Origin of the sequence: Marinomonas sp. TI.3.20, assembly GCF_038155025.1 — a bacterium.
GTDB lineage: Bacteria > Pseudomonadota > Gammaproteobacteria > Pseudomonadales > Marinomonadaceae > Marinomonas > Marinomonas flavescens.
This window is the reverse complement of the sequence record NZ_JBAKAS010000003.1, coordinates 1-22,035: the sequence shown is the minus strand read 5'-3', so window position 1 is coordinate 22,035 and position 22,035 is coordinate 1. Positions and strand designations below refer to the sequence as shown.

Below are 22,035 nucleotides of genomic sequence, written 5' to 3'. Positions count from 1 at the left end.
CTTTGTTGTTTTTGTCTTTGTCTTATTGCTAATTCAGTAACTACTAAATGTCGCCTTTACTCATGTCTAATATTTTTTGATTTACTTTATCTTGATATTTATCCGCAATACCTTTTACTTCGTAGGCAAGTATTTCTTCACCTTCTATTTCGATGACCTCTGGTAGGCTAGTAAAGACGCGGTTTTGTATATCATTCAATGTGAAAATAGCATCACTAATGACTAACTTATTTTGGCTTTGTGATTGGCTAAGATGAGAAGCTTGCTCTAATAGTGCTTGAATTCGTTGTATATCAAATTCGTTGTTGAGCATCATGTCTGTGATTTCAGGGCCTCCCTTATGCAGTCCAAGGTGGAAGTTTAATGATGGGGCGTCATGATACAGATCATTGTCTAATAACTGCTCTACAAGCCCTAGAAATAGCTGAGCGGCACTTATGGCATTGATATATAAGTTGTCTTGACTGGTTTGCGCACTAAAAAAGATGACCACAGAGTCGTTATCATATTGATGAACTTGCCCCATGAATGCTTCACTAGATTGAAAAATAGCGCGATAAATTGGCGTTAGTAAGTTAGCAACCTGCAGCGGTGTCATTTCGTCGTGCCAGTTCTCTAGATTCAATATGTCAAAATACAATAAGCAGCTGCGCTTATTGGATTCTTCAAAAATCTTATCAAAATCAATTTCTATTTGAGTTTTTGTTGTAATCTCTGGATTCGTTTTCTCTTCTATTGGTGGTTTTTCTATTTTTGGCCAATCAAGCGCTTGAAGCTCTTGAATAGATTGGCAGAGGCTTCTTCCTTCTTTGAATAGAGGGCTTGGAAGCTGACTGTCTAGGTGTCCTTTGGCTAGGTCTTTTAGAACATCTGTTGCTTGATTTATTGGGGAGAAGAGCCAGCGCGTTAAAAGGACAACGAGCAATAGAGTCACTGCACAAATAAAGATAGAGACGCCAATTAATAGATTATTCAGATGTTTAAGTGTTGATTGTGTCGGTGTTCGATCAAGTGTGATCAATACGTGACCAACAACATCATCTCGAAAACGAATGCTAGAGCTATATACTCGATGCTTATCTGAGGGCCTTAAGTCAACCGTTTTAGAGACATCAGAATTGCCGCTATCGGCTTCAGCGAGTAATTCATCTTTCTTGTTATAAACACGAGCACTTAAAATATTATCATCAACCACAAGGCGGTTAAGTAGCACATTTAGGCTTAATAAATCATTAGTTAGAATAGACTGCGTCGCATTGAATGCGGCTTGAGTGGCTAAGCTACTGCCTAATACATCTGTTTGTTGGTTTAAATAGTTGCCCAAGGCTTGTGTCATGGTAAACCAAATAAGGCTAACAGTAAGTATCATCAAGGTCATAAAAACCGTGATAGTTATAATAGATGCCGTGAGCTTTTTCTTTAGAAAAAGCGCTAGTTTGTTGGTTTTAATGTTCGTCTCCATTTACGTCCTTCAGACTCACCCGTAAAATAATCGCTAAAGTATACACATCGTATCGGTGTTTTTCTTAATTCTTTAAAGTACAAGCAATACTTAGTTTCTACAAAGTGATTTGCTATAGTAGCGCGATCAATGTATTAGGAGTTTTTATGTCTGCCAGCATTACTTTAATTGGCTCTTTGAGTGCGCCATACCTTAGTCAGTTTAGGGCGTGGTTGAATGACCATTCTTTAGAAGGTGTTTTTCAAACTTTGACAGATGAGTTAGATGCTAACGATGTTGTTCGGGTGACATTAAGTCAACCATTTTCTGATAAGCAATTAGAGCCGATGAAAAAAGCTCTTTTGGTTCTTTCGGATGAAACAAAAATCGACCATATTTATCAGTCTACATCTCCAAACCTGTATCAAAAAGGAGTCGCTGTATTTGATATGGATTCAACACTTATTAAAGCTGAAGTGATGGATGAATTAGCCGTAGAAGCAGGCATTGGTGAACAAATTTCAGCGGTAACTGCAAGCGCAATGCGCGGAGAAATTGATTTTGTTGAGAGTTTTGTTCAGCGACTTTCTTTATTAGACGGCCTAAGTAGCGATTTAATGGATGGAGTTTACCAGCGTATTGTCCACATGGATGGCATCGAAACTTTGATGAAAGTCTTACATCACTTTGGCTGGCATACGGCTATACTATCTGGTGGTTTTACGTATTTTGCAGATCGTGTACAGGGTCAATATGGAATCACGGAAGTGCATGCAAACGTACTTGAAATTGAATCTGGACATTTAACAGGCAAGCATATTGGACCAATTGTAGATGCTGAGCGTAAGCAGCTTTTGTTGTCTGAAATTGTGACTAATACCGGAGTAAGTTGGGGGCAAACAATTGCTTGTGGCGATGGTGCTAATGACCTTCTGATGCTTAATAAAGCAGCACTAGGCGTGGCTTTGCATGCTAAGCCACTAGTAAGAGAGAAGTCGCCATGTCCAATGAATAATTTAGGATTGGATGGTATTTTGTATTTGTTAGGACTTTCTTCTGTACAAATTCGTGACATCGTTGCGTAATCTGTACTACGACGTAATGTCGTTAGATTCACTAGCTGGAGTGGGCATTTGTCTGAGATAAGATTGTCAGATATAGACTTGAACTTATTATATATATTTCGAGTTCTTATTGAAGAATTGAACGTTACAAAAGCCGCGGCCCGGCTTGACGTGTCGCAGCCGGCTGTCAGTCGTTCGCTTTCCAGGCTTAGGGATATTTTTGATGATCCTTTATTTGTTCGTACGTCACATGGTCTATCTCCGACAAAAAAGACACAGTCATTAACGCCGCTATTAATAGATATGCTTAAGGGGTTGGAAAGTTTAATTCAGCCCAGCGAATTTAAACCGCTTACTAGTAAGCGGCGTTTTGTCCTTTCTACAACGGATTTTGGCACCTTAACCGTGTTGCCAAAAATGTTGGATTGTTTTCAGCGAGCCGCGCCAAACGCGATACTGGACGTGAAAGCGTGGGATGAAGAAACTGCCAATGAATTAGATCACATGGATGTGGATTTAGCGGTGGCGGTGTTGTCTAAAGAACCGCCGGGTGGCATTCGGGCAATGCGCTTGAAAAGTGATTATATGGTTTGCTTAGCTCGAAAAGATCACCCTAATATTCAAGGTAAGCTTACATTAGAAAATTATCTACAATCAAATCATGTGCAAGTCGTATTAGGTCGACGAGCTTATTTTGCGGTAGATAAAGAGCTAGATAAATTGGGTCATAAACGCCATGTTACTGTTCAGTTACCGACGTTTGTGCCAGCAGCAAGGGTCGTGATGGACAGTGATTTGTTACTGACAGTGCCACGATTGTTTGCTGAAGACATGGTGGCGACCGCTTCAGGGCTGGCACTTTATGAGTTGCCTTTCTCTAGTCGTTCCTTTGATTATTCTATGATTTGGCATGAAAGGTTTCAGCATGACCCTGCGCATCAATGGTTTCGAGGGTTATTAAGACACGCTTTTATTGAGGAAGAAAGTGAATAAAAGCGTGTCTAGCTAGACTATATGAAAAGAGTTTCTGCAAAACTAATGGTTAGAAGCCAGTGAAAGGGTAGAAAGGGTAGGAGCAACCGTATTCAATTGTGCTGTGCGCTTTGATACGAAGGTAGCCTTGGCTTTCACAGGCGGCCATAAGAGCCCCAGAGCTTTGCTGAGGATGAGCGTATGCAAGACCATCCGCTCCAAGAGATACTCGCAAAAACTCATCTCGTTTGATTGTTGTAGTGCGGCTAAACCCCGCATCAACGAGATAAGATACATCTAATAACCTAGTTTGGCCCGCACAGCGAGCTAGTAGGCGACGTGCAAACCAGTGAAAAGTCACCAAGGTAGAGCTCGGGTTTCCAGGAAGTCCTAAGAATGGCGTGTTGCCAAGTGATGCATGAACTAAGGGTTTTCCAGGTTTAATCGCAATTTTCCAAAGATGTACTTTGCCAAGTTTTTCCAATATAGCCTTTACATGATCCTCTTCGCCTACGGAAACTCCACCAGAAGACACGATAACATCGCTGCATGTTAAGAGGGTGTTAATAGCATATTCTGTTTCTTCAGGAGTATCTTTTGCATGAAGACATTGCGACACTTGGTAGCCTGCTTGGTTAACTAAAGCTTCAAGCATGGGCCCATTTGAATTGAATATTTGGCCTTCTTCTAATGTGTTCCCAGGGAGGATTAGTTCATCGCCAGTGGTTAGGATTCCAACTTTTAGAAGCTCGAAAACGCTGACTTGCGTATTACCTAAGCTTGAGAGTAATCCAATGTGCATTGGCGTGATCTTTGTGCCTTTTTTAATGATAACGTCCCCATTCGTAATGTCCTGTCCTTTTGGGCGGATATTACTTTTTACTGTGGGGGCTTTTTGAAAAGAAACGCCTTTTTCATGAAGCGTTGCTTCCTCTTGCATAATCACGGTATCGGCGTCATTTGGGATGTTGGCACCTGTAAAAATGCGAGCACAAGTGCCTTTTTGCAAAGGTGCGGGTGAACTGCCTGCAGGAATGCGCTGACTGATCTGAAATACTTTGTCTTTACTCCAATCAGCGAGGCAAAAAGCATAGCCATCCATTGCACTGTTGTCATGTGGAGGGACAAAAGAGCGCGCAATAATGTCTTCTGAGACAATGCGGCCTAATGCATTGTTCACTGCAATTTCTTCGATGCCAACTAGGATGTCCTGAATATTATCAATGGCTTTTAGAGCGTCTTCAAAGGGCAGTAATTCAGACATATTTTATACCTCGTGCAACTTAGGTTCATACGCGCCGAGAAGTAGTTCGACGAAGTTGCAAGGGCGATGAGTGGCATCTAATTGCTCTTTTAATATGCCGTTCCAAGCGGTACGGCAAGCACCTGTTGAGCCAGGAAGGCAAAAAATTAACGTGTTATTCGCTAGTCCAGCTACCGCTCGAGATTGAATGGTGGAGGTGCCGATTTCTTCATAGGATATTTGTCTAAATAGCTCACCAAAACCATCAATTTGCTTATCAAAAAGTGGAATCATCGCTTCAGGAGTGCTGTCACGAGAGTAAAAACCTGTTCCTCCTGTGATCAAGACGACATGATTTTCATTGTCCGCTATCCATTTTGACACGACTGCGCGCATGGCATAAACATCATCTTTTACCAGCTCTCGTTCATAAAGAAAATGGCCTGCGGTGGTTAATTTGGTGACTAGAGCATCACCTGATGTGTCTTCTGCGAGTGATCGAGTATCTGATACGGTCAATACGCTAATTTGTAAGGGTCTAAAGGGTGTTGGAATTTTGCTCATTAGTGTTCCTTATTTAGCCCCCAGTCGCGCTCATGAAGCGAAGTATTTGAGGAGCTTCTTCAAGATTAAAGTGGTGCTTAAGAGGTTTTAAAGCCAGTGCTTCAATAATGCCTTCTTCTAGCGATAATGACTGCTGTAATGGCGCTCGTAAAAAAGGTTTAAGATCTTTTGAATGTTCGTTACCTAGACAAAGAAGTAATCGGCCTTCAGCGGTTAATCTCACTCGATTGCAAGTATCGCAAAAATTATGGCTGTGAGGTGAAATGACCCCAATTTTATTTCTATAGCCTTGTGCATCGTAGTAACGAGTTGGGCCGCTAGTAACTTGTTGGCTTTCAGTTAAGAGGAACGTAGATGAAAGGCGTTCAATTACTTCGTCGCTTGAAAGATAAGCGGCGGCTCGATCATGGTCTGTTATTATCCCTAATGGCATTTCTTCAATAAAGCTAATGTCCATCTCGCGATCTAGTGCAAATTGAGCTAGGTGATGTAATTCATCATCGTTGTGATGTTTGAGCATAACACTGTTTATTTTCAGTCTTTTAAAATTTAATGCGACAGCTTTGTCAATGCCATCCATGACTTGTTGGAACTTGTCTCGTCGAGTTAACGCATAGAATCGGTCAGCTTTTAGCGTGTCTAAGCTGATGTTGATTCGAGAGACACCTACGTTTAGAAGGTCGTTTGCCATTTTGTAGAGCTGAGAGCCATTCGTGGTAATAGTCAGCTCTTCGAGCCCTGGTTCGTTTGCAATTTGCTCTAATGCCCATAGCAAATTTTTACGGACTAGTGGTTCACCACCAGTGATTCTAATTCGCTTGGTGCCCATTGAAATGAATGTTTTGGCCACCAGAACGATTTCTTCTAAAGACAGAATTTGATTTTTTGGTAAAAAGGTAACGTCTTCATCCATGCAATAGGTGCAACGAAAGTCACACTTGTCTGTAACAGAAATGCGAAGATAGTCGATTTTACGATCGTATGGATCAATTAAAGATGACATTGCTCAGAAAATTACCTTTTTAAGTGAGTGTCCATCAAAACAAAAAAACGGACGTTTGGCAAAATCTAAACGGGGTTACGAGAGTTTATAAGTCATAGAGTGACTAGGTTCCTAGATAACTGCATAATTATAGCTAAATTCGTCTATCGTTCATTTACATAACTGTCGATATAACATTTAAGAAGGCCTAAAAATGAAGAAAGTAGTACACAACCTAATCGACCTCTTGAGACTTGAGCGTCTATCAAGCACTAAATTTATAGGCCGAAGTCAAGATATTGGCTTCCCTAAAGTATTTGGTGGTCAAGTTGTTGGTCAAAGTTTGAGTGCTGCGACCCAAACGGTTGAGGCAAGACACCCACATTCATTACATTGTTACTTTCTTCGTCCAGGGGATTCTAATCATCCTATTGAATACGATGTAGAGGTGGTTCGTGATGGTGGAAGTTTTAGTGTGCGTCGCGTGACAGCCTCACAATTTGGAAAAAGTATTCTTGTGATGACTATCTCTTTTCAAATAGAAGAGAGCGGTTTTGATCATCAAGAAGTGATGCCGAATGTGCCGGGGCCTGAGTCGTTCAAATCAGAGTTAAGTCTTTACCAAGAGCATGCTGGAGAGATTCCACAAAAAGTCAGAGAGCTATTCGTTGCAGATCGCCCTATAGAATATCGAATTGTTGAAAATCAAAACCCATTCAGACCTCGTCCAGGTATTGCGAAGCGACATATGTGGATTCGAAGTGTTGATGTGCTGCCTGATGAACCTTTGATCCATCAGTCTATGTTAGCTTATACGACAGATTATGGTTTTTTAGAAACGGCATTAATGCCACATGGTATTTCTATTGGTAACCCTTATTTAAATGTTGCTAGCTTAGATCACTCTATCTGGTTTCATCGGGCTTTTCGGTTAGATGAGTGGCTTTTGTACGTTGCTGATTCTCCATCAACAAGCCATTCTCGAGGCTTCGTGAGAGGGCAGATATTTAATCTGTCTGGTGAGCTGGTGGCGTCTACTGCGCAAGAAGGATTGCTTCGTTATAACAAAAAAATGTAGTCACATTGTTTCAAATGTAATCGCATCGCTTCGTGCTGCTAACGCGTTTATGGCGAATCCTAGAGGGGGTTAGAGTGATTGTGTTGCTCTAATGCCCAGCGAACATGTTCGTTTACTAGCTCAGAAGTTGAATTTTTAGAACCTTCCAATGCCTTTATAATAGCCTCTTCTGTAGGAGCATTGCCTAGTGCTACGGCGATGTTTCTGCGCCAATTTTCATACCCTGTACGGCGTATAGGTGAGCCTTCGGTATTGCTTAAAAAAGTGGCTTCATCCCACAAAAATAAACTAACGAGATCTTCCGAGTCTAGATTATGTCTTGGTTGAAAGTCTTGTTCCGTGGTGTGTTTAGCAAACTTTGTCCATGGGCAAACCAGCTGGCAATCATCACAGCCAAAAATACGGTTCCCCATTTTAGATCTTAGTTCAACAGGAATGGCACCCTTGTGTTCAATAGTGAGATACGAAATACATTTACCTGCGTCTAACACCCAAGGCTCGACAAACGCATCGGTTGGGCACTGAGTCAGGCAAGCATCACAGCTGCCACAATGACGCGTCGTTGTCGGTGGATCAACGGGAAGAGGTAAGTTGGTGAAAATTTCACCTAATAAAAACCAGCTGCCGGCTTTTGGCGTAAGTAGTAGGGTGTTTTTGCCAATCCAACCCATGCCCGCTTGTTCGGCTACTTGGCGTTCTAATACAGGAGCGCTGTCGACAAAGGCACGGTAGCCATGCTCGCCAACCTGTTCTTCTATCTTTTTTGCCAGTTGGGTTAAGCGTTTACGGATCAGTTTGTGATAGTCACGACCCAGTGCATAACGTGCGATGTACGCTTTGTCTTTGGTTTTAAGGCGCTCGACTGTGGCCACTGACTGCGGCAAATAATGCATGCGCAAAGAAATGACTCGGCGGGTGCCAGGGTGAAGTTTTTCAGGCTGAAAGCGGATGTCACCGTGGTTGGCAAGATAATCCATACCCGCATGATAGTCTTTTGCGAGCCAGTTATTGAAGTCGTCGCGATATTGCTCAAGGTCAGGCTCGACGATGCGCGCTTCCGCAAAGCCAAAATCAAGCGCCCATGATTTTATGTCGCTTACCAGCGCTGTTAGGCTCTGAGGATCTGAAAGAGAAGGAGGAAGCAAAAGTATTACCAGAGTGATGGTCTAACTAGATACCTGTAGCAACAGGCACCTAGTTGAAGAATAAATCAGTACAGTTGTGAATCGCCCTTTACGACGTCCATTAGCAGTTTGATAAACATGCGATCTGCTTCTGTATGCTCTTCTTGGATTTTAAGTGTAGTCTGATTAGACACTTCTTCGGCAATGCGTTGATAGGCATTGGGTTCACTGATATTTTCTTTTGCGATGCGAACCAACTCTCCTGCTAGTTCTGGATCCATCAACATTTTACGAAAGCAGCGTAGAAATTCATCAATAATACGCTGTTGGTTGAGCTCATTCGCCATGGGTAAAACTCCTAATCAAATTATCTCGCTATAACACCACGAAGTGTGCATCAGAGCAAGTTTTATCCTACAAAATTGAGAGTTTTGGTTGACAGTTTTTGGTCTGATTGCGAGAATGCTAGATCAGTAATTTTCGGCGCTACCCATGCCGAATACGTCCTTATATGTGGGCCATCAGCCCCACCAGTCAGATTTAATTCTGATAAGCACAGATAGAATACGACTAGATTTTCGTTGTATTGTATTTTCCTCGCGAAAAAACGCGGGCAGTGTTAACACTGCGATTTATTGCGTTTGAGTTTTCCTTTGTTTCAGGTTTCCTCATTAGTTTTGCAAACTTCGTTCTATCAACTTTTATCTGCTTAGCGTATGCGGTTACAATGACTGCACAAAACTAGCAGACAGATAAATACTATAGAGGGTAACAAGGTGGAGTTATTATCCGGTGGTGAAATGATCGCCCGCTTTCTCAAAGATGAGGGGGTTGAGTATATCTATGGTTATCCAGGTGGTGCCGTTCTTCATATTTACGATGCCTTGCATCGTCAATCTGATGTAAAGCATATCTTGGTTAGGCATGAGCAAGCTGCAACACACATGGCCGATGGCTATGCACGTGCAACAGGTAAAGCAGGTACCGTTCTTGTGACTTCTGGTCCAGGTGCGACGAACACGGTAACGGGTATTGCAACGGCGTATATGGACTCTATTCCTATGGTCGTGATTTGCGGTCAGGTGCCGAGCTATCTGATTGGTGAAGATGCGTTCCAAGAAACCGATATGATTGGTGTCTCTCGGCCGATTGTGAAACACAGCTTTACGATTAAGCACCCTTCTGAAATTCCAATGGTTCTCAAAAAGGCCTATTACATTGCCAGTACGGGTCGTCCGGGTCCTGTCGTCGTTGATATTCCAAAAAATATGACGATGCCGAGTGAGAAATTTGAGTATAAGTACCCTGAATCAGTGTCTTTACGTTCTTATACGCCACCAGCAAAAGGGCATAGCGGTCAAATTAAAAAAGCCGTTGATTTAATGCTTGCGGCTAAACGCCCCGTTATATATGCCGGCGGTGGTGTTATCTTAGGCGGTGCGTCCGATTTGCTGACAACACTGGCTAAGTCGCTTAATTTCCCAGTGACTAATACCTTGATGGGACTGGGTTCTTACCCTGGTACTGATCGTCAATTTGTCGGTATGTTAGGCATGCACGGTGCTTATGAAGCAAACATGACAATGCATCATAGTGATTTGATTTTAGCGATAGGGGCGCGTTTTGATGATCGTGTAACGAATGATCCTGATAAATTTTGTCCAAGTGCAAAAATCGTTCATATTGACATTGATCCAGCCGCTATCTCAAAAACGATTCGATCTGATGTGCCAATTGTTGGGCCTGTTGATCAAGTATTAGAAGAAATGCTGTCGCTTATAGAAGGGGCAAGTTCTAATGTAGAGGCGGTAGGTAATTGGTGGAAACAAATAGAAGAGTGGCGTCTTGTTCATGCAGGGCATTACGACACTTCTAGTGAGAAGATCAAACCGCAAGCGGCTGTTGAAGCGTGCTGGCGTGCAACAAAAGGAGATGCTTATGTCGCCTCCGATGTTGGTCAACATCAAATGTTTACCGCGCAATACTATAAATTTGATAAGCCTAACCGTTGGGTTAACTCCGGTGGTCTTGGCACAATGGGATTTGGTTTGCCAGCGGCGATGGGTGTTAAGTTGAGCTTCCCTGAAGAGACCGTTGTATGTGTCACAGGTGAAGGTAGTATTCAGATGAATATTCAAGAACTTTCGACCTGCTTGCAATACGGTTTGCCCGTTAAGATCTTGTGTTTGAATAACGGTTATCTTGGTATGGTTCGTCAGTGGCAAGACATGAACTACGAAGGTCGTTACTCTAGTTCTTATATGGAATCTTTGCCTGACTTTAAATTGTTGATGGATGCATATCGTCACAAATATGTTGAAATTCGCAGTAAAGATGAGCTTGATGCCAAGATGGAAGAAGCTTTTGCAATGAAAGATCAATTGGTCTTCATTAATTGTCATGTGGATCCAGAAGAGCACGTTTATCCGATGCAAGTGCCTCGTGGCTCTATGCGCGATATGTTCTTGAGTAAAACGGAGCGTACCTAACATGAGACATATTATTTCTGTATTAATGGAAAACGAACCTGGTGCTTTGTCACGTGTTGTAGGTTTGTTTTCACAGCGAAACTTTAACATCGAGTCATTAAACGTAGCGGCAACCGATGATGCAACTTTGTCTCGTTTGACCTTGACTACGTTTGGTTCTGATCAGGTGGTAGAGCAAATTACAAAACAGCTTAACAAGCTGATTGATGTCATTAAGCTGGTTGATTTAACGGAAGGCCAGCACATCGAACGTGAATTGATGCTTGTTAAAGTGCGTGCAACAGGCGCTCAACGTGCAGAAGTGAAGCGTACAGTGGATATTTTCCGTGGAAATATCATTGATATGACGCCTTCTATCTACACAGTGCAGATTGTGGGTGAATCCGATAAGTTAGATGGCTTCCTTCAAGCGTTAGGTGGTGCTCATCTTCTTGAGGTTGTTCGTACTGGTGTTTCTGGTGTAGCTCGAGGCGAGAAGACCTTGTCTTTGTGATATTAGCCATAGAGTGATAAAAAAAGGCTGCGCTTAGGTGTGGCCTTTTTTGTGGAAGACTGATTAACATATAGTGGCAAGGGGATGGGCTTGGATAAAATTAATTGGAAATTACTTACATTGCTTTCGCAAAACGGCCGTTTGACTTATGCCGAGCTGGCGAAATTAGTGCATCTCTCAGCACCCGCTGTTGCGGAGCGTGTACGAAAGTTAGAAGAGCTGGGGGTGATAACTGGGTATGGTGTACAGGTAAACTTAGAAAAAGCCGGTATTCCAATTACTGCTTTAATAGGTTGTCAGGTTTATCGAACCAAGGAGCGCGAGTTTAAGGCGCTTATTATGGAAGTGGATGAGGTGATTGAGTGCTATAACGTGACAGGACCATACGCTTTTATGCTAAAAGTCGGAGTGAAGTCTATGTCTAAACTCGATGCTTTGCTTGAGCGTTTAATTGATTTGAGCGATACCAATACCATGATGATAATGTCGCAGCCCGTTGACCGAACCATGCCATTGAATATCGCCCAGCAGGATTAACTCGCCACAGGAGTGGCTTTATTTACTGAAGGTTTGCGAGGCCACTGGCTGATGATCATGCCGAAAAAGACAAGCGCACACCCCATTAACTCTCTTTGTGACAAGGTTTCCTCCATAAATAACCATCCACCGAGAGCAGCAAACACAGCCTCTGTGGATAAAATAAGAGCAGCGGAACTTGGGGCGACATTTTTCTGACCAATGGCTTGCAAAGTGTAAGCGATTGCAGAAGAAGCAATACCGGCATAAAGCAAGGGTAGCCAACTGTTTTCAATCGCTTGCCAGGAGGGTTGTTCGGTCGTTAATGACATTATCCAAGATAATATAGCGACCACGACCAATTGAACGACAGAAAAGCTAACGATCGGAATCTTTCGTGAATAGAAACCTACAATAAGAACGTGTCCCGCCCAGAAAATAGCGCCTAATAACTCTAGAGAGTCGCCATATTGTATGGATAAATTAGGGCCCACCGTTAATGTGTATAAACCCACTAAGGATAATAATATGCCTATCCATGTTTTACGGCTAATGGTGTGTTTTAAAAATAAACCAATAATGGGGACAAATAGCATATACATAGTAGTGATGAATCCCGCGTTGGCTGTTGTCGTATAAAGTAGGCCTATCTGCTGTAATGTAGCCCCACAAAATAAGACTAAGCCTGTCATTGCGGCTGCTTTTAATGTGAGTCTGAGATCCGAAACTCTGTGCCTGTCAAAAATATAAACCAGTGGTAGCATCGACAGCGCGGCTAGAGTAAAGCGTGCAGCATTAAAGCTATAAGGGCCGAGGTTCTGCATTCCGACGCTTTGAGCGACAAAAGCGAATCCCCAAATTGCTGCAGTGGTCCATAAAAACAGATGAGAAATAGACATAACTATCCTTTAGTATCTTAGTTTGCTGGAGGAATTTTACGGACCTTACGTTTTTATCAACAGCAGGAAAGAATGGTTTTTTTGCCTTTTGACTTTGAATTTTAAAGTAATATCTTGTTTTTACATTGTTTTATTCGATTGCGTAATAAGTAGCCTGTTTCTAAGTGTGCTAGATTCAATTTCTAGGCTTGGGTGTATATAAATCGTGGCAAGGTGTGTGGTGTTAAGCGCCTTTCTGGCAGCAGAATCTCGAATTTAATAGCAGATAGAAATAAAAAACGGAGCATGATGCTCCGTTTTTATTAGGCTAATAATCCACTTGCTTGAGCAAGCCTGGCATTAGCTGTGTTCTTTTAAGAATTCTTCGCTCAGGTAAAGCTCTTCGTTAGAGTTTACTTTCACATCACGGTCTAGAATCATTTGGGCGATTTTCTTCGCTTCTTCTAGAGAGTGCATTTCGTATGTGCCGCATTGGTATTCGTTTAGCTCAGGAATGTCTTCCTTCGCTTTTACTGCTAATACGTCAGTCATCGCCGCTTTCCAAGAAGCCGCTACTGTGTCTTCTGTTGGTGTTCCAACTAAGCTCATGTAAAACCCCGTACGACAACCCATTGGAGAAATGTCTATAATTTCTACACTGTCACTGTTTAGGTGATTGCGCATGAAGCCAGCGAACAAGTGTTCCAATGTATGGATACCTGTTTCTGAAAGAATTTCTTCATTTGGTACGCAAAAACGTAAGTCAAAAACAGTGATGTCGTCACCTTTTGGTGTCGCCATGGATTTTGCAACACGAACGGCTGGTGCGTCCATGCGTGTGTGGTCAACTCGAAAACTGTCTAGTAATGGCATCTGTTGTCTCCTTGTACTATAAAAGCGTTAACGTCTTTTATATATGAATTAATCGGCTCATTGTACATGAATTTCATGTTTCGGAATGAGGTTTTTCTTATTCTTGTAGCACTCAAAGCAAAGGGCAATAGTAAAAATACAGAAAGCAAAAAGCATGCTCATGCCAACGAAAATAGTCATTAGTAAGCAGGTTGCAAAGGCGGTAGCTCCTAACCATTTCTGTTGGTTTGGAAGGAGTTTTAGGGAAGTGAAGCAGGTGAGTGTATAGATGAGTAAAAAAGCACCGTTAGTCATTTCTATAAACCAATGTAATGACCAGCCAGAGAAGTGGCCGAGTAAAATAGAGCCTAGTGTTAAACTTGTCACTAGGTAGACAGCGCGCACTGGCGTTCCATGCTTTGATAGTCTTGAAAAGGTTTGAGGTAATGCACCGTGTGAAGACATGGATTGCACCATGCGTGCAAAACCGAGTAGGTACATTCCAGTGTTGGCAAAAGCGAGTATAAAAGCACCCACTGCAAATAGTCTTTTTGAATTTTCGCCAAAAATGATTCCAACTAAAAGAGCTAATGATTGGCTATTAGTGATCTCATCACCATAAGTATGATGTTGAGTAATTAACAGAACGAGTGCGAGATACAGAGCAATTACAATGCTTATGCCGCCCAATAATGCGATGGGGAAATCTCGGGCTGGGTTTTTGAATTCAGCGCCCATATGAGCCATTACTTCAATACCGATGAAGCACCAAAAAATAGTCCCAACGGCAAGGAAGGTCGTTTGCCATTCTGTCCATGATGTAGGTATTTCGATATTTTCGGTTGCTCCACCAATGTTGCCCTTCCATGATAAAAGGAGAATGACGACGATTAGCCCAATGACGACAATAAATTGAAAGTGCGAGGAATTTTTTATTCCAGCTAATGCGTAAAAAGCGGTCGCTAAAATTGTGATTATGCTGAGTATAAAAACATAATTTTGCGAAAGGTTAAGCGCAACAGCAAGATAAGCGGCTGCTATTTTTACCGCTACAGCTGGGCCAACCAATAAAATACTAAGAAAGAGCCAGCCAACGGCCTTTTCAGCGCTCTTCCCAAATGCTCTTCCAATGTAATGAGAAGCACCTCCCGCAGAAGGGAAGCGGCTACCTAAAAGTGCAAAGACAAACGCCACTGGGAGTATAATAGCGGTGGTAATGAGCCAGGCATAAATCGCAAAATTACTGGATTGGCTAACAGATAAAGCAGGCAGTAACATTAGCCCAGTGCCGACAAAGGTAGTGACTGTCATTGCTATGCCTTGTATAGGTCCTAATGTACGCTGGTATTCCATTGAGTTAATCCTGATAATGTGGGCCAATTTTGGATAGAATACGATATTCTGTTGTTGTGCATACCTAGCACAATGAGGTTTTAGGCTGTCAAAGTGCTTGTTGTAAGCGCAATCTGTGGCGTTTTTATGTAATGAAGAAGGCAATATGCAACTGGATAAATACGATAAAAAAATAGCCGCATTATTAGTGGAAGATGCACGGCAGTCTGTTTCTGACATCGCACGCAAGGTGAATCTTTCTAGATCTGCTGTAACGGACAGAATAAAACGTATGGAAGAGAAAGGCTATATTACGGGTTACCATGCCCATATTGCTCATAACACTGAGCAGGCAGTAAGTGCGTATTTTGCAGTTACCTTTCGACCGTTATCTTGTGAATTAATACAACCATATATCAACGCTGTTCCAGAGATAAAACTTGCCCATTCAATTAGCGGTGATGTCGATCTACTGTTACTGGTTGATGCGCCTAGTATGTCTAGATTAAGTGAAATTCGTGGTGCTATGGATCAATGGCCAAATCTAGAAAAGATTGTCACTCATATGTGCTTATCCTCTCGACTCGAGCGCTTTTGATAATTATTAATGGATGATAAAACATCTTAAATAGCCTGAAAATTTATTGTTTTGAAAGTGAGGTTCCGCTCTGAGTGAATTAAATTTAAAGGAAAAATGGTTGAAGCAAAGGCGCTCAAATGATGATTTGTTTGTCTTAGCCATACTCGGTGCTGTATGTGGTTTGCTTGCTGCCTTGGTAATGGCTTTGCTGTATTGGTTGATTGTTACATCAAGTCATTTTTTTATGGCTGGTGGCGGTGAAGCATTTGAAAGTTTGGCGGTGTGGCAGCGTGCCACTATCCCTGTGGTCGCCTGCTTTATTCTTGCGACCATTTTTACTGTATTGCCCGCTAAAATAAATAATGTGGGTATTCCTTTTGTTGTTGAGCGTTTGAATTATCATCAAGGTGTGTTGCCTTTTGCAAATGCGGTAACACAATTCTTTACTGCTGCGATTAGCTTGGTTGGCGGTTTGTCTATTGGTAAAGAAGGTCCTGCCGTTCATCTTGGGGCTACTTTCGGAAGTTATCTTGCTCAAAAAGCCCGTTTACCTCAGTACGGTGTTGAAACTTTGTTGGCCTGTGGGGTTTCTGGTGCGATTGCTGCTGCGTTTCAAACGCCTTTGGCAGGGGTTTTGTTTGCTTTTGAAGTGATTTTTATTGAATACCGTATGGGGATTGTACTGCCGGTTGTTATGTCTTCTGTTGTTGGCATGCTGGTGAGTGAGTTTTTGTTGGGCCGTATTGAAGTTTTTGATATTGCCAAATTATCAACGGCGCAATTTACACCAGAGTTTTTCTTGGCCTGCCTCGCTTTAGTTCTCTTCATTGTAATGCTCGCTTTTCTTTTTCTGAAAGTACAAAAAGTATTGTGGAGCCAAGGAAGTCTTTCCGTATGGTGGCGCTTTGCTTTGGTTGCGCTGGCTACTTCTATTGCCGCTATTTATGTGCCGGAAGCGTTGGGTGGTGGCTATGACTCGATTGTTTCACTTTTATCAGGGCAGGTGCTTGTAAGTTCACTGCTTGTAATCATCGTTGTAAAAACGCTGCTAACATCTGCGTCTATTGGTTTAGGTATTCCCGGAGGCATGATTGGACCTACCTTTGTTATAGGTGGCTTGGCTGGCGCTCAGGTGGCTTTCCTTTTCAATAGCTCTCTGACCTATGAACATGAAATGACGCTGTTTATCTTATTAGGTATGTCAGCGATGATGGCGGTTTGTTTTCAGGCACCACTAACTGCTCTGATCGCCATTATTGAAATGACGCACACTTCTGAAGTTATTGTTCCTGCGATGTTAGTTATTGTTTTGTCGTGTTTGATTATGAGGTTATTCAAACAAGATTCTGCGTTTGTTCAGCGTTTACGTTTTTCTGGGTTATCTTCGTCACCAAGTCCTTTTCAACGTTACTTGCGACATCATACGGTACAATCCGTGGCGGAACCTGTGACCATTGTTCCTGCTCATGCTTCTATGGAGCGACTAAAGGATCTTGGTTCAAGTATGGTAGAATACGTGGCTTTTCAATCTGAGGATCGTTGGTTGTTAGCGCGTCGGGAATCTGTGTTAGACGCACTGCAATCTATTAATTTTGGTCCTCCACCATGGCTAGTTGTCGATGATGATCGGGTATTAATGGATTTGTTGAAAGCATTAGATTGTGAGCAATCCCCTTTTATTTCTGAGCCTGCCTCATTAGAAGATATGTTAGCTTGGTTTCAAATATCGGGCAGTTCGGATGTGTTGGTGGATCTCAAGAGGGCAGGTAAAATATGTTTAGTATCTCGTCGTCGGTTAGATCAATTTTTATTAAAGGATAGTTGATTATGTTGTGGATAAAAGCGTTCCATGTGATTTCTTTAGTGTGTTGGTTTGCAGCACTTTTTTATCTTCCTAGGTTGTTTGTTTATCATGCAAGCAGCACAGACCAAGCGAGTATTGAGCGTTTTAAAATCATGGAGCGCAAATTATATCGGGGTATTATGACCCCCGCAGCGGTTGCGACAATTGTTTTCGGTGTTTGGTTGGTAACTTACAATCCCTCTTATTATATGGGAGCGGCATGGTTTCACGCTAAAATCACCTTAGTTATTATTTTATTAGGTTACCATCATGCCTGTGGGCGTTTGTTGAAAAAGTTCGCCGCAGATCAAAATACACGAGGGCATGTTTTTTATCGTTGGTTTAACGAATTCCCAGTCATCATTCTCATCGCTATTGTTATTTTAGTGATTGTTAAACCTTTTTAACTTTGATTTGTAGAGTCGAGATATATTATGAGTCGTTCAGAAGATTTATACGCAAGAGCACAGCACCGTATTCCTGGTGGCGTTAACTCCCCAGTAAGAGCATTTAATGGTGTCGGTGGAACTCCTGTCTTTTTTCATAAAGGAGAAGGGGCTTACCTTTTTGATGAAGATAAAAAGCGCTATATAGATTATGTCGGATCATGGGGGCCGATGATTTTAGGTCACTCGCATCCAGATGTTCTAGATGCCGTGCGCGCGCAATTAGAGCTAGGTTTAAGCTTTGGTGCGCCAACAGAAGTTGAAATCACCATGGCTGAAAAGGTCTGTGAACTGGTTCCTTCTATGGACATGGTTCGTATGGTGAACTCAGGTACTGAAGCCACCATGAGTGCGATTCGTTTGGCGCGTGGTTATACCGGTCGCGATAAAATCGTCAAGTTTGAAGGTTGTTATCATGGTCATTCAGACTCTTTGTTGGTGAAAGCTGGCTCAGGCGCATTGACATTGGGTGTGCCAAATTCACCAGGTGTGCCAGCCGATTTAGCAAAGCTTACGCTTACCTTGCAATACAATAATATCGAAGAAGTGAAGCAGTGCTTTGCAGAGTTGGGCGATCAAATTGCTTGTATTATTGTTGAGCCAATTGCTGGCAATATGAACTGTGTTCCACCCGTTGCAGGGTTCTTGGAGGCTCTTCGAGAGGTTTGTGATGAATCCGGCGCTGTGCTTATCTTTGATGAGGTAATGACAGGCTTTCGAGTGGCGCTAGGTGGTGCTCAAGAACGCTTTTCCATTACACCAGATTTAACCACGTTAGGGAAAATTATTGGTGCAGGCATGCCTGTTGGTGCCTTTGGTGGTAAGCGAGAGATTATGTCGCATATTTCTCCTTTAGGTCCTGTGTATCAAGCGGGAACATTGTCTGGTAATCCGGTAGCTATGGTGGCCGGTCTTGCGGTATTGAATAAAATTAGTGAGCCAGGCTTTCATAAAACGCTAGGGGAAAAAACCAATCGCTTAGTGGCTGGTTTAAAGGCCGCTGCAGATGAAGTCGGTGTTCCTTTTTGTGTGGTAAATGAAGGGGGGATGTTCGGTTTCTTCTTTACGGATGCAGAGAAAGTGACGTGTTTCGCCGATGTGCAAAAGTGTGATATTGAACGTTTTGGTGCTTTTTTTCATCATATGTTGAAAGAGGGTGTGTATTTCGCGCCTGCAGCTTTTGAGGCTGGATTTGTTTCTCAAGCGCATACAGAAGATGATATCGACTTTACTATTGAGGCTGCGAAACGTTCATTCGCAAAGTTACTATAATGAAGAAAAAGATTGAAAAGGTATTTGATATGCCCGTAGAAGAGACGGAAAAAAGCCCTATAGAAGGGATGGACGAGGATATGGATGACGCGGTGGATGGTGAGCAAAAACAGCCACATCGAGGCGTATATTTGTTGCCGAACCTGTTTACGACAGCAGCCTTATTTTCTGGTTTCTATTCTATTATCGCTGCAATGAATGGTGATTTTACTCATGCTGCGGTAGCGATTTTTATCTCGATGGTGTTTGACGGATTAGATGGACGAGTGGCTCGTTTAACACGAACACAAAGTGCATTTGGTGCGGAATACGATTCGCTTGCAGACATGGTGTCTTTCGGTATCGCGCCTGCCTTAGTTGCTTTTACTTGGGCCTTAGCACCATTAGGTAAAGTTGGCTGGATTGCTGCTTTCATTTACGCCGTTGGTGCAGCATTACGTTTAGCTCGCTTTAATACCATGATAGGTATTGAAGACAAGCGTTACTTTACTGGGTTACCTAGCCCTGCAGCGGCAGCGATTGTTGCGAGTGTTATTTGGGCGGCCAATGACAGTGGTGTAACAGGAATAAGTCTTGCTACTGTGATGGCGTTATTGGTTCCTATCACCGGTTTGTTGATGGTGAGTAATGTTAAGTTTCGCAGCTTTAAAGATTTAGACGTAAAAGGCCGGGTACCCTTTGTTGTGTTACTTATTGCTGTGTTAGTTTTAGTCTTCGTTGCTCTAGAGCCAGCCATTGTGCTGATGGGCGTCTTTTGCCTTTATGGGCTTTGGGGGTTGCTTGGGATTGTGTCTGAGAGATTCCGTTAGTTACTAGTCGGCGTATCGAAAGGTCCAGTTTGTGCAATAAACTGGGCCTTTTTGCGTTTTTAGGAACTAGTTCACAAGAGGGAAGTCTATTTTTCATTATTAGAGGAGCTTAGCGATGTTGATTAAAAATAAGAAACGATCTGATTGTTCGGAATCAGATGTCACCCCTAAATCTATCTACCTGAACCGCCGCCAATTTATGAAAGTCTCTGGTGGTGTTGTGCTTGGAGTAGGCGCTGGTAATGTATTTGCAGGGCTGCAGAGTGGAAATTCTCTAGTGCCTCCAGCGCCGCTGAAAGAAGCGTTTAGTCAAATTATCCAAACTCCATATGGTAAGAATGAAACTCCAGCGCCTTACGATGTCGCAACAACCTATAATAATTTTTACGAGTTTGGTTACGGAAAAGGAGATCCCGCTGAGCGTGCGGGTAACTTTAGGACTCGACCTTGGACAATTACTGTTGAGGGAGAAGCAGAAAATACCGGAACGTTTGATTTAGACGACATCATTAAAAGCTCTGCACTTGAAGAGCGAATTTATCGACATCGTTGTGTTGAAGCATGGTCGATGGTTATTCCTTGGGTTGGGGTGTCATTGGGCGATGTGTTAAAGCGCTTTAAGCCAACCTCAAAAGCCAAATATGTATATTTCGAAACTCTTTATGATCCTGCGCAAATGCCAGGACAAAATGGTGGCAGTTTAGATTGGCCTTATCGGGAAGGGTTAAGGATCGATGAGGCGATGAACTCCTTAGCAATGTTTGCTGTAGGTATGTACGGAAGTATTTTGCCCAATCAAAATGGTGCTCCCGTAAGATTGGTTTTACCATGGAAATACGGTTTTAAAGGTATCAAATCGATTGTCAAAATACGCTTTGTTGAAACTATGCCGCAAACCACGTGGAGTTCGTTGGCAGCCAGTGAGTATGGGTTCTATGCAAATGTGAATCCGAATGTAGATCATCCTCGTTGGTCTCAAGGTCAAGAGCGCCGCTTGCCAGGTGGCTTGCTGTTTCCTAATGTGATCGATACACAAATGTTCAATGGTTATGAAGATGAAGTTGCCAGCTTATATTCTGGGATGGATTTGAAGAGGTTCTTTTAGTGTGACTACTTTTTGGGATCGAAAAGAAAAGCCGATTGTTGCCTTGGTATTTACGTTGCCGTTTGTTTGGATGTTTGTTTCCTTGCTGATGGGGCGATACTTTCCTGATCCTGGAAAATTACTGATGCCGTTAAGCGGTTCTTGGGCTGGTGTGTGTGTTGTCTCAGTATTAGCATTGACGCCATTGGCAAAAATCAAAGCGCTAAAAGTATTATCTCGTTATCGTCGTTTTGTAGGGCTAACTGCTTTCTTTTATACGCTGCTACACCTAGTTATTTATCTCGTATTATTTGCGGGGCTAAGTTGGTCTTGGATTAGCTCAGATCTCATTGATAAACCTTATATTTATGCTGGTGTGCTGGCGCTTTTGATCTTCTTCTTATTGGCTATTACCAGTACTAAAAAAATGATGCGTCGGTTAGGGCGTAATTGGAAAAAACTACATCGCTTTATTTATCTGGCTGCGCTAGCCGTGATAGCTCATCTATGGTGGCAAGTAAAAAGTGATGCATCAACAGCGCTTTGGTTCACGGTATTTTTGGTTCCTTTGCTGGCTGTTCGATGGGATCAATTTCCACTGATAAAGCGTCTTTTCAAAAAAAGCTAAGAAACTTTAAAAAAGCCCTTGCGCTAGAATTTTTACGATGTATTATACGCACCCACTGACACGGACAACGACGCAAACAACAGTTTGCAACTTAGCTTGCTAAGTAAGTCGACCGATACGTCAGACGCTCTTTAAAATAGATAATCAGATAATTTGTGTGGGCGCTCATTGGAGTCTTCAGAAGATCATCGCCGTTCGGTTTACCGGAAGGTAGTTGGTCAAAAAAATTGAAGTCTTACGAGAGTCTACACGGCAATCGCTTTATGTTGGTTTGTTGCTTAGGTGACGAATCGATTAAGTTATAGTTAGTGTAATACGATTTGAGTGAGCAAGTTCTTTAACTGA

The 22,035-nt window shown here is 42.5% G+C and carries 22 protein-coding genes; 13 read left to right on the top strand and 9 right to left on the bottom strand.

The features are described from left to right. Positions 1-43: 43 nt before the first annotated feature. Positions 44-1,462 (bottom strand): AhpA/YtjB family protein, encoded by a 1,419-nt coding sequence (locus tag V6259_RS04280; protein ID WP_341583449.1) that lies wholly within the window; start codon positions 1,460-1,462, stop codon positions 44-46. A gap of 146 nt (positions 1,463-1,608) precedes the next feature. Here V6259_RS04280 and serB point away from each other — a divergent pair, with 146 nt between their 5' ends. Both serB and V6259_RS04270 read left to right on the top strand, forming a co-directional pair. Further along, entirely contained in the window at positions 1,609-2,526 is a 918-nt protein-coding gene (gene serB / locus V6259_RS04275) for a phosphoserine phosphatase SerB (RefSeq protein WP_341583448.1), read from the top strand. Positions 2,527-2,604: 78 nt separating this feature from the next. Continuing rightward, positions 2,605-3,498, top strand: a complete 894-nt coding sequence (locus V6259_RS04270; protein WP_341583447.1) for a LysR family transcriptional regulator — start codon at positions 2,605-2,607, stop codon at positions 3,496-3,498. A 49-nt stretch (positions 3,499-3,547) separates the two neighbouring features. Here V6259_RS04270 and V6259_RS04265 read toward each other — a convergent pair whose 3' ends face one another. The 3 genes from V6259_RS04265 to moaA are packed head-to-tail and all read right to left on the bottom strand — an operon-like array spanning position 3,548 to position 6,287. Beyond that, positions 3,548-4,741 (bottom strand): molybdopterin molybdotransferase MoeA, encoded by a 1,194-nt coding sequence (locus V6259_RS04265; protein WP_341583446.1) that lies wholly within the window; start codon positions 4,739-4,741, stop codon positions 3,548-3,550. A 3-nt stretch (positions 4,742-4,744) separates the two neighbouring features. Then, positions 4,745-5,284: a molybdenum cofactor biosynthesis protein B gene (moaB, locus tag V6259_RS04260; protein ID WP_341583445.1), complete on the bottom strand. Its 540-nt coding sequence runs from the start codon at positions 5,282-5,284 to the stop codon at positions 4,745-4,747. A gap of 13 nt (positions 5,285-5,297) precedes the next feature. Further along, positions 5,298-6,287 carry a GTP 3',8-cyclase MoaA gene (gene moaA / locus V6259_RS04255; RefSeq protein WP_133011890.1) on the bottom strand — a complete coding sequence of 330 codons (990 nt, stop codon included), beginning with the start codon at positions 6,285-6,287 and terminating at the stop codon, positions 5,298-5,300. Positions 6,288-6,480: 193 nt separating this feature from the next. Here moaA and V6259_RS04250 point away from each other — a divergent pair, with 193 nt between their 5' ends. After that, a complete protein-coding gene (locus tag V6259_RS04250) occupies positions 6,481-7,344 on the top strand; it encodes an acyl-CoA thioesterase (protein ID WP_341583444.1) in 864 nt (287 codons plus the stop codon). Between the two features lie 59 nt (positions 7,345-7,403). Here the strand turns inward: V6259_RS04250 and queG are convergent, their stop codons facing one another. Beyond that, positions 7,404-8,489, bottom strand: coding sequence for a tRNA epoxyqueuosine(34) reductase QueG (queG, locus tag V6259_RS04245; protein ID WP_341583443.1), 1,086 nt, complete (start codon positions 8,487-8,489; stop codon positions 7,404-7,406). A gap of 65 nt (positions 8,490-8,554) precedes the next feature. Continuing rightward, positions 8,555-8,815 (bottom strand): hypothetical protein, encoded by a 261-nt coding sequence (locus tag V6259_RS04240; protein ID WP_133011887.1) that lies wholly within the window; start codon positions 8,813-8,815, stop codon positions 8,555-8,557. A 429-nt stretch (positions 8,816-9,244) separates the two neighbouring features. Between V6259_RS04240 and V6259_RS04235 the strand changes: the two genes are divergently transcribed. The 3 genes from V6259_RS04235 to V6259_RS04225 all read left to right on the top strand — a co-directional run bounded on the left by V6259_RS04235 (position 9,245) and on the right by V6259_RS04225 (position 11,987). Beyond that, entirely contained in the window at positions 9,245-10,957 is a 1,713-nt protein-coding gene (locus tag V6259_RS04235; protein WP_133011886.1) for an acetolactate synthase 3 large subunit, read from the top strand. A 1-nt stretch (position 10,958) separates the two neighbouring features. Continuing rightward, positions 10,959-11,450 carry an acetolactate synthase small subunit gene (gene ilvN, locus V6259_RS04230; RefSeq protein WP_133011885.1) on the top strand — a complete coding sequence of 164 codons (492 nt, stop codon included), beginning with the start codon at positions 10,959-10,961 and terminating at the stop codon, positions 11,448-11,450. 90 nt (positions 11,451-11,540) lie between these two features. Beyond that, the gene (locus tag V6259_RS04225) at positions 11,541-11,987 is read left to right on the top strand and encodes an Lrp/AsnC family transcriptional regulator (protein WP_133011884.1); all 447 of its coding nucleotides are present in this window, start codon (positions 11,541-11,543) and stop codon (positions 11,985-11,987) included. Here V6259_RS04225 and V6259_RS04220 read toward each other — a convergent pair. The 3 genes from V6259_RS04220 to yjeH form a co-directional block, all read right to left on the bottom strand. Next, on the bottom strand, positions 11,984-12,865 hold the full coding sequence (locus V6259_RS04220) for a DMT family transporter (RefSeq protein ID WP_341583442.1): 882 nt from the start codon (positions 12,863-12,865) through the stop codon (positions 11,984-11,986). The two genes, V6259_RS04225 and V6259_RS04220, sit on opposite strands and share 4 nt — an antisense overlap. A gap of 339 nt (positions 12,866-13,204) precedes the next feature. Beyond that, positions 13,205-13,717 carry an S-ribosylhomocysteine lyase gene (gene luxS, locus V6259_RS04215; protein WP_341583441.1) on the bottom strand — a complete coding sequence of 171 codons (513 nt, stop codon included), beginning with the start codon at positions 13,715-13,717 and terminating at the stop codon, positions 13,205-13,207. Between the two features lie 57 nt (positions 13,718-13,774). After that, entirely contained in the window at positions 13,775-15,049 is a 1,275-nt protein-coding gene (gene yjeH / locus V6259_RS04210) for an L-methionine/branched-chain amino acid transporter (protein WP_341583440.1), read from the bottom strand. A 115-nt stretch (positions 15,050-15,164) separates the two neighbouring features. On the opposite strand from yjeH, the gene V6259_RS04205 reads away from it, so the two are divergent. The 7 genes from V6259_RS04205 to V6259_RS04175 all read left to right on the top strand — a co-directional run bounded on the left by V6259_RS04205 (position 15,165) and on the right by V6259_RS04175 (position 21,690). Then, positions 15,165-15,626 carry an Lrp/AsnC family transcriptional regulator gene (locus V6259_RS04205; protein WP_341583439.1) on the top strand — a complete coding sequence of 154 codons (462 nt, stop codon included), beginning with the start codon at positions 15,165-15,167 and terminating at the stop codon, positions 15,624-15,626. A gap of 100 nt (positions 15,627-15,726) precedes the next feature. Continuing rightward, positions 15,727-17,433, top strand: a complete 1,707-nt coding sequence (locus tag V6259_RS04200; protein ID WP_341583438.1) for a chloride channel protein — start codon at positions 15,727-15,729, stop codon at positions 17,431-17,433. A 2-nt stretch (positions 17,434-17,435) separates the two neighbouring features. Further along, complete coding sequence (gene hemJ / locus V6259_RS04195) at positions 17,436-17,858, top strand: protoporphyrinogen oxidase HemJ (RefSeq protein ID WP_240537047.1); 423 nt, start codon at positions 17,436-17,438, stop codon at positions 17,856-17,858. Positions 17,859-17,885: 27 nt separating this feature from the next. Further along, positions 17,886-19,169, top strand: coding sequence for a glutamate-1-semialdehyde 2,1-aminomutase (gene hemL / locus V6259_RS04190; protein ID WP_341583435.1), 1,284 nt, complete (start codon positions 17,886-17,888; stop codon positions 19,167-19,169). 68 nt (positions 19,170-19,237) lie between these two features. Continuing rightward, positions 19,238-19,978, top strand: coding sequence for a CDP-diacylglycerol--serine O-phosphatidyltransferase (gene pssA, locus V6259_RS04185; protein WP_445928501.1), 741 nt, complete (start codon positions 19,238-19,240; stop codon positions 19,976-19,978). A 115-nt stretch (positions 19,979-20,093) separates the two neighbouring features. Further along, a complete protein-coding gene (gene msrP / locus V6259_RS04180; RefSeq protein ID WP_341583434.1) occupies positions 20,094-21,083 on the top strand; it encodes a protein-methionine-sulfoxide reductase catalytic subunit MsrP in 990 nt (329 codons plus the stop codon). 1 nt (position 21,084) lies between these two features. Continuing rightward, the gene (locus V6259_RS04175) at positions 21,085-21,690 is read left to right on the top strand and encodes a sulfite oxidase heme-binding subunit YedZ (RefSeq protein WP_341583433.1); all 606 of its coding nucleotides are present in this window, start codon (positions 21,085-21,087) and stop codon (positions 21,688-21,690) included. Positions 21,691-22,035: the final 345 nt, after the last annotated feature.

Coding starts and splice junctions, on each gene's coding strand:
- V6259_RS04280 (WP_341583449.1), bottom strand. CDS start 1,462: ATGGAGACGAACATTAAAACCAACAAACTAGCGCTTTTTCTAAAGAAA.
- serB (WP_341583448.1), top strand. CDS start 1,609: ATGTCTGCCAGCATTACTTTAATTGGCTCTTTGAGTGCGCCATACCTT.
- V6259_RS04265 (WP_341583446.1), bottom strand. CDS start 4,741: ATGTCTGAATTACTGCCCTTTGAAGACGCTCTAAAAGCCATTGATAAT.
- moaB (WP_341583445.1), bottom strand. CDS start 5,284: ATGAGCAAAATTCCAACACCCTTTAGACCCTTACAAATTAGCGTATTG.
- moaA (WP_133011890.1), bottom strand. CDS start 6,287: ATGTCATCTTTAATTGATCCATACGATCGTAAAATCGACTATCTTCGC.
- V6259_RS04250 (WP_341583444.1), top strand. CDS start 6,481: ATGAAGAAAGTAGTACACAACCTAATCGACCTCTTGAGACTTGAGCGT.
- V6259_RS04240 (WP_133011887.1), bottom strand. CDS start 8,815: ATGGCGAATGAGCTCAACCAACAGCGTATTATTGATGAATTTCTACGC.
- ilvN (WP_133011885.1), top strand. CDS start 10,959: ATGAGACATATTATTTCTGTATTAATGGAAAACGAACCTGGTGCTTTG.
- V6259_RS04220 (WP_341583442.1), bottom strand. CDS start 12,865: ATGTCTATTTCTCATCTGTTTTTATGGACCACTGCAGCAATTTGGGGA.
- luxS (WP_341583441.1), bottom strand. CDS start 13,717: ATGCCATTACTAGACAGTTTTCGAGTTGACCACACACGCATGGACGCA.
- yjeH (WP_341583440.1), bottom strand. CDS start 15,049: ATGGAATACCAGCGTACATTAGGACCTATACAAGGCATAGCAATGACA.
- hemJ (WP_240537047.1), top strand. CDS start 17,436: ATGTTGTGGATAAAAGCGTTCCATGTGATTTCTTTAGTGTGTTGGTTT.
- hemL (WP_341583435.1), top strand. CDS start 17,886: ATGAGTCGTTCAGAAGATTTATACGCAAGAGCACAGCACCGTATTCCT.
- pssA (WP_445928501.1), top strand. CDS start 19,238: ATGGACGAGGATATGGATGACGCGGTGGATGGTGAGCAAAAACAGCCA.
- msrP (WP_341583434.1), top strand. CDS start 20,094: ATGTTGATTAAAAATAAGAAACGATCTGATTGTTCGGAATCAGATGTC.